The 8,831-nt window shown below is 61.3% G+C and carries 7 protein-coding genes and 1 pseudogene; 4 read left to right on the top strand and 4 right to left on the bottom strand.

Going from position 1 to position 8,831, the window contains the following annotated elements; genetic code table 11:
• A pseudogene (locus tag C9413_RS22285) lies at positions 1-823 on the top strand (aminotransferase class I/II-fold pyridoxal phosphate-dependent enzyme); the annotation flags it as partial.
• A 34-nt stretch (positions 824-857) separates the two neighbouring features.
• Here the strand turns inward: C9413_RS22285 and C9413_RS22280 are convergent.
• From C9413_RS22280 to C9413_RS22265, 4 genes are all read right to left on the bottom strand, one after another.
• Positions 858-1,901 carry an extracellular solute-binding protein gene (locus C9413_RS22280; RefSeq protein ID WP_223844111.1) on the bottom strand — a complete coding sequence of 348 codons (1,044 nt, stop codon included), beginning with the start codon at positions 1,899-1,901 and terminating at the stop codon, positions 858-860.
• Positions 1,902-1,944: 43 nt separating this feature from the next.
• The gene (locus C9413_RS22275) at positions 1,945-2,664 is read right to left on the bottom strand and encodes an ABC transporter permease (protein WP_052451911.1); all 720 of its coding nucleotides are present in this window, start codon (positions 2,662-2,664) and stop codon (positions 1,945-1,947) included.
• A gap of 100 nt (positions 2,665-2,764) precedes the next feature.
• Positions 2,765-3,682: an ABC transporter permease gene (locus tag C9413_RS22270; RefSeq protein WP_223844112.1), complete on the bottom strand. Its 918-nt coding sequence runs from the start codon at positions 3,680-3,682 to the stop codon at positions 2,765-2,767.
• Positions 3,679-4,776: an ABC transporter ATP-binding protein gene (locus C9413_RS22265; RefSeq protein ID WP_040114560.1), complete on the bottom strand. Its 1,098-nt coding sequence runs from the start codon at positions 4,774-4,776 to the stop codon at positions 3,679-3,681. The genes C9413_RS22270 and C9413_RS22265 overlap by 4 nt, the downstream gene beginning before the upstream one ends.
• A 208-nt stretch (positions 4,777-4,984) precedes the next feature.
• Here C9413_RS22265 and C9413_RS22260 point away from each other — a divergent pair, with 208 nt between their 5' ends.
• From C9413_RS22260 to C9413_RS22250, 3 genes are all read left to right on the top strand, one after another.
• Entirely contained in the window at positions 4,985-5,695 is a 711-nt protein-coding gene (locus tag C9413_RS22260) for a GntR family transcriptional regulator (protein WP_040114561.1), read from the top strand.
• An 89-nt stretch (positions 5,696-5,784) separates the two neighbouring features.
• Positions 5,785-7,146, top strand: a complete 1,362-nt coding sequence (locus tag C9413_RS22255) for an aspartate aminotransferase family protein (protein WP_052451733.1) — start codon at positions 5,785-5,787, stop codon at positions 7,144-7,146.
• Positions 7,143-8,831: acetolactate synthase catalytic subunit (locus C9413_RS22250; RefSeq protein ID WP_170250920.1), on the top strand; the 1,689-nt coding region annotated here is incomplete at its 3' end. The genes C9413_RS22255 and C9413_RS22250, both read left to right, overlap by 4 nt.

The following is an 8,831-nucleotide window of genomic DNA, read 5'->3' as shown; positions in this document are numbered from 1 at the left end:
CTCCGGCGCGCTTACGGGCGGTGTGAAGGCTGTCATGATATTCGTTCGTCTGGCGCATGAACCACTCGCCTTTAACAAACCGGTCGTCGCCGAAGAGACAGACGTCCGCACGATCGCTCATAACGACCTTGCCGCGCTCGAAGAGAGCTGCGAGGCCCATCCATGCGTCGCCTATATCTGCGACGGCGTCTATTCGATGGGTGGCAATGCGCCTATCGCCGAGCTTCTGGAACTCCAGCGGCGCTATTGACTATTCCTTTATATCGACGACGCGCATGGCGTTTCGATCTTCGGAGAGAAGGGCGCGGGTTTTGCCCGTTCGCAGATGCCAGGTGGCCTTGGCGAGCGGACAATCATTGCAGCCTCTCTCGGGAAGGGCTTCGGTGCTTCTGGCGGCATCCTGATGCTCGGCACGGCGCCCCAGGAGGAGGTCTTTCGGCGCTTCGCCATCGCCCATGCCTTTTCCGCTTCGATCAACGTTGCCGCAATCGGAGCTGCCATGGCGTCTCAGAGGCTCCATCGCACGGATGAGCTCAGGCAACGGCAGCAGAGGCTTGCGGCAAACATCGCACTCTTCGACGAACTGGTGCCAACCGCCCAATCCGGATCGACACTCCCGATCCGTACCGTTTTCATTGGCGATGAACTGGCAGCGATCAACGCCGCACGACGTGTTCTGGTCGCAGGCAGCTATGTGTCGGCCATCTTCTTTCCGACCGTTTCTTCGGGGCGGGCCGGCCTGCGCGTCTGCCCGACCGCCGATCATACCGTCGACGAGATCAGGGCTCTTGCCGTGGCAATTGACAAGGCACTGGAGCTGTAGGGAAGGAGCCGGGTCTTTCGACCCGACACATCTTTCATCGTATCCAGGCGTTCCAGCGCTCCAGCAGCAAAGCGGAATTGGTGTTGATCCATGCGGCGTCCGGGACGACGATATGATCCCGGATGTCTTCCTCGCTTGGAAGCCCTGCACGGGCCGCCGGCGACATCGCCGTGATCGCCTTGCTGCTTGGCGGCGTGCATAGGAGCTCCTCGCAGACGCGCGCCTGCGCGTCCGGACTATTTAGCCAGAAGGCGATCAGCTTCAGGGCATTTTCCTTATTCGGCGCTCCCTTGATAACGGTCAGACGATCGCCGACCAGGAAGGACGCTTGATTGGACCAGCCGATGGCGCGACCCTCCACCTTCAGCGCATTGGCTCGCGTCAGCCAGATCTGGCCGATGCTGTAGTCGCCGTTACGGAAGCCCTGCACACTTTGGTCGCCCGTCTTCCACCAGACGGAGATATCGCCGCGAATGGTTTCAAGCTTGGCGAGCGCCCGATCAATATCGAGCGGGAAGAGCCTCTCCCGCGCTACGCCGTCGGCAAGCAGGGCAGCCGCCATAACCCGCCAGGGATCGTCGAAATTCGGGAAAGCCCGCCCGCCCGGAAAGCGCTTCGTGTCCCACATGTCCGCCCATGTCGTCGGCGCTCCATCAGGGAACGCGTCCGATTTGTAGGCCATCAGAGTTGCCGTCGAAAACAGCCTGGCACCGGCACCGATGCAGGCGTCCTCGACGAGGTCCGGCCGGTCCTTGAACGCCTCGCAGAACACGGCGAGGTCTTCCGATGTCGCCTTGTGATTGTCGGAATCCGCCTGGATTTCTCCATCGGGATAAAGATCCCAGGTGACATTGCCGGTTTTGACCATGGCCGTTGCCTTGGCGCGCATCTCGGCATTGGTAGCAGCCACCGAAACGACTTTGATCCCGGTGCTCGCGGTGAATGGATCGAACCAGAACTTCCTCAACGCAGCGTCATAGGAGCCACCCGTCGTTGCCACGACAACGCGCTCCTCAGCAACCGCCGGCGAAACCACTGCGAACTGCAGGGCAGTCGTGCAGGCTGCGATAAATGTCATTGACCTCTTCATGTCTTTCCTCGCGTGATGAAAATTCGACCGCCTATTCCTCCCGGCGGCCCTTCAGGAGTTCGACCGAGCCCATCAACAAAAGCGAGATTGCGACCATGAGGGTCGAGACCGCGGCAATGACGGGTGTCAGGTTGAAATCGATATCTTCGAACATCTTCCGGCTGATCGTCTTGCCTCCCGTATCCGAGATGAAGAAGGCGACCGTGGCCTCATCGAACGAGGCGAGGAAGGCAAAGACGGCGGCCACTGCCACGGCAGGGGCGATGTTCGGCAGGACCACGCTGAAAAACGCCTGTGTTCGCGAAGCGCCGCAGCTGAGCGCTGCACGCTCGAGAGCCGGATCGAAACGTTCGAGTGCTGCGCTGACGGTAATCACCACATAGGGGATCGACAGGACGCAATGGGCAATGAGAAAGCCGGTGAAGTTGCCGGTAAGCCCGATCGGCGAGAAGACGAGATAAAGCGCGACGCCGAAGACGACATGGGGAACGATCATCGGAGCCATCGCCAGCGCCTTCAGAGCGTTCCGGCCGGGCAGGCTCCCGCGCACGATGGCAAGCGACGCCAGCGTGCCTGTCGCAGTCGCTGCGACAGCGGTCGAAAACGCAATTTTCAGACTGAAGACGGTTGCTGCCCGCCAGTCCGGATCGGCCAGATAATCGAGGTACCAACGCAGCGTCAACCCGCGGGGCGGCAACTCGATATAGGCCGTTGCGTTGAGCGACATTGGAACGATGAGAAGCGTGGGCATCAGCAGGAAGAACAGCACGACGCCGATTCCGGCACCGCCCGCGAGCCGAACGATGGTCGTGCGGAGCGGATGGCTAAAGGTTCTTGCTGCAACGGGTTGGTCAGGCGACACTGTTTATTCCTTTGCTGATCGAAAGTGCGCGGCGGAAGGCGAGGACGACGAGCAGCGTTACCAGGAGCAGGACGGTCGAAAGAGCTGCTGCAAACGGCCAGTCGAGAACGACCATCGTCTGCTGGGCGATAAGGGTCGCCATCGTCATGGCTTCCGGTCCGCCGACGAGTGCTGGCGTGATGTAAAAGCCGATCGCCAGGATGAAACACATGACGCAGCCGGCGAAGACGCCCGGCAGCGAGAGCGGCAGGACGACGCGCAGGAAGGTCGCAAGCGAACCGGCGCCGAGGCTGCGGGCCGCGAGCGCATAGTCAGGGGAGATCGAGCGCAACGCATTGGCGATGGGCAGGATCATGAACGGCATCAGCACATGCGTCATGGCCAGGATGACCGCGCCGTCGGTATAAAGCAATTTCAGCGGCGCGGCGATGAAACCGCTCTCGACCAGAAAGGCGTTGACGAGGCCGCTGCGCTGCAAGAGCACGATCCAGGCATATGAGCGCACGAGCACCGAGGTCCACAATGGAACGAGAACAGCCGCGGCAATGACGAGCGCCAGGCGACCCCGCGCTTTGGACATCGCCAGAGCGACTGGATAGCCGAACATGAGGCTGAGCAGCGTGACGATGGCGGCAGTCGAGATCGTGCGCGACAAGACTCCGAGATAAAGCGATGTCGTAAAGATGCGCCGGTATTGCTCGAGATCCGCTGCAGCGTCGCCGAAGCTCATGATCACGAGTCGCGCAATCGGATAGAGGAAGCCGATCGAAAACAGGACGATCAACGGCATCAGGAGAACGAGTGTCAATGTTGCTCCGTAGCGCCCAGCCGGTGTCGCTGCTCCAAGGCGCAGCGCCGGTCCGATGAGGCGTCCAGGAGTTGGTGCGGCCGACATGTCCATACTCACGACCCTTGCCTTTCGAACACATGCAGGCTGTCTTCGTGTGCCACGATGTCGACACGCGCGCCGGCATCGAGACCGGCCGGTTTGGTATCGACGGATGTCTGGATCTGGATAAGCGGACGGCCATCGGTTTCGGCGCGCACCAGATGAAGCTCGCAGGCTCCGGTGAACACACTCGCTTCAAGCGTTCCGGGAATGACGTTCCTTCCGCCCTTGCCGCGTGCCGTCAGGCATAGCTTTTCCGGGCGCATGGCAAGTTTAAGCCGCGCGCCTGGACGGATGGTGCCGTTGACGCTGCTTGCCTGCAGCACGACGGTCTCCCCAAGCCTCACCGCATGAAAACCCTCATGAAGGCCAAGATAGATTCCCTCGGCAAAGCTCATTCGCCCGATGAAATCGGCAACGAATGCGGTTTGCGGCTGCCGGTAAAGCGATGCAGGGCTTCCCACTTGGGCGATCTCGCCGGCCGCCATGACGGCGACCCGATCCGACATGGTGAGCGCTTCCTCCTGATCGTGCGTGACATAGATCACCGTTGCACCAAGGCGTTGCTGAAGCTGCTTGATCTCCAACTGCATGGTCTCCCGCAGCTTCTTGTCGAGCGCGCCGAGCGGCTCGTCCATGAGGAGCACCGGAGGCTCGAAGACAATGGCACGGGCAACTGCGACGCGCTGCTGCTGGCCGCCCGACAGTTGATGGGGATAGCGGCGAGCGAGGTCATCGAGCTGCACGAGTTCGAGCGTCTCGGCCACCTTGCGTTCCCGTTCGTTTCGCGGCAGGCGGCGCATCTTCAGGGGAAAGGCGATGTTTTCGGCAACCGTCATGTGCGGAAACAGCGCATAGCGCTGGAACACCATGCCGATGTCGCGCCGATTAGGCGGGAGCTGCGTGACGTCCCGCCCGCCGATGACGATGCGCCCGGCGCTTGGCGTCTCAAAGCCGGCAATCATGGTCAGAAGCGTCGTCTTTCCCGAGCCCGATGGCCCGAGGATCGAAACGAATTCGCCAGCTTCGACCTCAAGCGTCACGCTTCGGACCGCGGTATGGGCGCCATACTGCTTGCATGCGCCGTCGATGAATATGGGGGCACCGATCAAGTTTACTCCCTCCTACAGAATTTGAGCCGTCCTTACGGTTTGAAGACATAGCTTTGCCGCTCCGGCGGCGGGTTCCCACGCCGCAATCTCCGCCCAGCGTTGCTAATATTCACAATCTCGTTATGCTGTTACATTAAACCGTAATATTCCTGTTACATGTGTTTTGTTGCAACAAAAACGCGGCATGTCAATGCCAGGGGGAGAAAATATGGACGACAGTACAACTGCGGGTGCGTCTGGTGCGGAAGGCCACCAGGGGCGCCTTAGCGATTATGTCTATGAATCACTCAAGGACCAGCTCACCCGCGGCGCTTACAGCCCCGGCAAGAAGCTGCCGATCCGCACTGTCGCCGAGACCTTGGGCGTCGGTTCTACTCCGGCGCGCGAGGCGATCAATCGACTCGTCTTCGAGGGCGCCTTGGTGATGTCGGGTCCGAAGACAGTCATCGTTCCCTACCTCGATCTTGCGGGGCTTTATGAGGTGACGCAGATGCGGCTTGCCCTCGAAGGGCTTGCGGCCGAAAAAGGTGCTGCCAACGCAACCGACGAAACCGTCGAAACTCTTTTGAAATTACAGGAGAAAATCAGTCTGTCCCTCGACGAGAAGCGATACCGGGATGCGCTACACGTCAATAAAGAGTTTCATTTTACCATCTACCGTCTTTGTGGCATGCCGCATCTTCTTTCGACGATCGAAGCTTTATGGCTGCGTGTCGGATCATCCTTCCACGACCTCTATCCGGAATTTGCCGAGCAGCGCTACGGCGTCCACAACCACATGGTCGCCATCGAGGCGCTGGCCGAGGGTGAGGCGTCTTTCGTGCGAGCGGCGATGGAAAATGACATTCGCGACGGCTACAGGCGCCTCAAGAAGGCGGCCCAGTCGCGCACTGGTCATCGCGCAGCGCCCTTCGGTTGATCTTTTTTGTTGCAACTTCTTCGCCATTGTGATTTTTGTTGTAACATAATTGCAATGTTCGGACGCACGGTGCGTCCCGGAGGAAGAAGATGCTTCATACACGTGACATTTCCGGGGACCGGCCGCTGTCGCGCGCCCGGTCCCATCATTTTTTCAACAGAGGGCGGAAAATCTTTCCCTCGGGCGTGACGCGGGTGACCGTCGAGCGTCAACCGGTACCGGTCTACATTGCCCGCGGCGAAGGGGCTTATGTGCTCGACGTCGACGGCAACCGGTTCCTGGATCTCAACAACAATTTCACGACGCTGATCCACGGCCACGGTTTCCTGCCGGTCGCCGACGCCGTTGCCGACCTCCTTCACCGCGGAACCTGCTTTTCCAATCCGACGGAACACGAAATCGACCTTGCCGAACTCCTCGCCGAGCGCATTCCGGCGATCGAACACGTTCGCTTCGTCAACAGCGGGACCGAAGCCGTGATGTTTGCGATCAAGGCGGCGCGTGCCTTTACGGGCCGGACCGGCATCGTCCGCGTCGAGGGCGCCTATCATGGCGCCTATGACTGGGCCGAGGCCGGTCAGGCGAGTTCACCGACACGTTGGGGGGACGGGTCGAGACCCAATGCGATTCCCGCCTATCGCGGGACGCCCCCGTCGGTCGCCGACGACGTTGCCGTCATTCGCTTCAATGATGTCGAGGGCATCGAACGCAGAATGGCGGACGTAGGTGCCAGAACGGCCTGCGTCCTGATCGATCCGATGCCGAGCCGCGCGGGGCTGATCGAGCCGAAGGCGGATTTCCTGCAGGCGTTGCAGGCTGCCGCGCACAAGCACGGCGTTCTCCTCGTCGCCGATGAAGTGCTCAATCTGCGGCAATCCTATCGCGGCGCCTCGGCCCGCTATGGCCTCGAACCGGATCTGATTGCCTGCGGCAAGATCATCGGCGGCGGCTTTCCAGTAGGCGCTGTCGGTGGACGGGCAAACGTCATGAGCGTTTTCGCCAACGACAAGGGAAAGCCGCTCCTGCCGCAGGGCGGAACATTTTCGGCAAACCCCGTGTCGATGGTGGCCGGCCGTGTCGCGATGGAGGCGATGACCGAGGAGGCCTTCCATGGCCTGGAGCGCCTTGGGGACAACGTCCGGTCCGGATTGCAGAACGCAATCGATCGCACCGGCGCGCCCTTCAGCGTCAGCGGTGCCGCCTCGCTGTTTCGCATCCATCCGAAGAAGCAGGCACCCAGCGACTATCGAAGCGGCTATCCGACACAGGCCGAAAACGACATCAACACCGCGCTTTCCGATTATTTCCTTCATCGCGGCATCCTGCTGCCGAACGGCGCCGCCGCCTGCCTGTCGACCGCAATGACGGCCTACGACGCCGATGCGGTCGTCACGACCTTCTCCGACTTCCTCTCGACCCCTGCCGCTCAAGAATTCGAGGCCTCCCGATGACGCATTCCCCTGACATGTTGACAGTCGCAGAGCGTATTGCGCTCAGCTTGAAGCGGCACGACGTTTCAATGATCTTTGCGCAAAGCCTTCCATCCGCCGTCATTCTCGCAGCCGAAGCGATCGGCATACGGCAGGTTGCCTACCGGCAGGAAAACATGGGCGGCACGATGGCCGATGGCTATGCGCGGCGATCGGGAAAGGTCGGGGTCGTCGCCGCCCAGAACGGTCCGGCGGCGACACTTCTCGTTCCGCCGCTCGCCGAAGCCCTGAAGGCCTCCGTGCCGATCGTCGCCCTCGTTCAGGACGTCGAACGGGATCAGGCCGATCGAAACGCCTTCCAGGAACTCGACCATCTGGCGCTCTTCCAGTCCTGCACAAAATGGGTGAGAAAGGTGACCGTTCCCGAACGCATCGACGACTATGTCGACGCCGCGTTCACCGCCGCGGTATCGGGACGGCCGGGACCTGTCGCCCTGCTGCTTCCCGCCGACCTCCTGCGCGCCGAGATCGAGGCGCCGGTGCTGTGCCGGTCGGTGAGCTTGGGACGATGGCCGCTTGACCGCAACCGTCCGGCAGACGCAGATATCGCGCGGGCTGCGGCATTAATCGCCGCGGCACGGGCGCCCGTTGTCATCGCCGGCGGCGGCGTGCATGCAAGCTGCGCCGCTCAGTCTCTTGCAAAGCTCCAGGAGGAAGCATGCCTTCCCGTTCTGACGACTAATATGGGCAAGGGTGCCGTGGACGAACATCATCCACTATCGGCTGGTGTCCTGGGCGCGTTGGTCGGTCCGAAATCGCTCGGCCGCCATACGCTTGCCCTTGTCCAGGAGGCGGATATTGTTCTCCTCATCGGGACGAGAACCAATCAGAACGGCACCGACAGTTGGCGTCAGATTAACCCAGCCTCGGCCGTCATCCATATCGACGTCGACCCTTCGGAAATCGGACGCACCTATGAAGCCGTCAGGCTGGCAGGTGATGCGGCCGAGACCATTGACGCGTTACGGGCAGCCCTTGCGACGCGCGATCTGTCGAAACGTCACGCCGCGCGTGCGGACCTGGTTGAACGCATCGCCAGCTGCTGGGCCATGTTTGACGCCGAACGGCAAGGCGTCAGTCATTCAGGTGCAACTCCGATCCGGCCGGAACGGATCATGCGCGAGCTGCAATCGCAATTGACAGCAGATACGACGGTCGTCGCAGACGCGAGCTACTCCTCAATGTGGGTTGCAGGACAGCTCCGATCGCTTTCAGCCGGGATGCGGTTTTTGACGCCGCGCGGTCTTGCGGGTCTCGGTTGGGGGTTGCCGCTTGCGCTGGGCGCAAAACTTGCCGATCCGGACAAGCCCGTTGTCGTCCTCGTCGGCGACGGCGGTTTTGCCCACAGCTGGGCGGAGCTCGAGACAATGGTCCGAAGCAACATCCCCGTGCTGATCATCGTTCTCAACAACGGTATCCTCGGGTTTCAGCGCGACGCAGAGACCGTAAAATTCGGACGCTTCACCAGCGCCTGCCATTTTGTCGATGTCGATAACAGCCAAATCGCTGCAGCGTGCGGATGCCCGGCTGTCCGTGTCAGCGTCGCCGACCGGCTTGCCGACCATATCCGCACGGGGCTCACCGGCAACACAACTCTGACGCAGGAGGGCTTGCAGGACCCCGAGGCCCAGCCGCCTCTGTGCCTT

The organism is Rhizobium sp. SEMIA 4085 (genome assembly GCF_013004495.1).
GTDB classification, from domain to species: domain Bacteria; phylum Pseudomonadota; class Alphaproteobacteria; order Rhizobiales; family Rhizobiaceae; genus Rhizobium; species Rhizobium gallicum.
The sequence above is the reverse complement of the archived record's forward strand: the minus strand, read 5'-3'. Positions and strand labels throughout refer to the sequence as shown.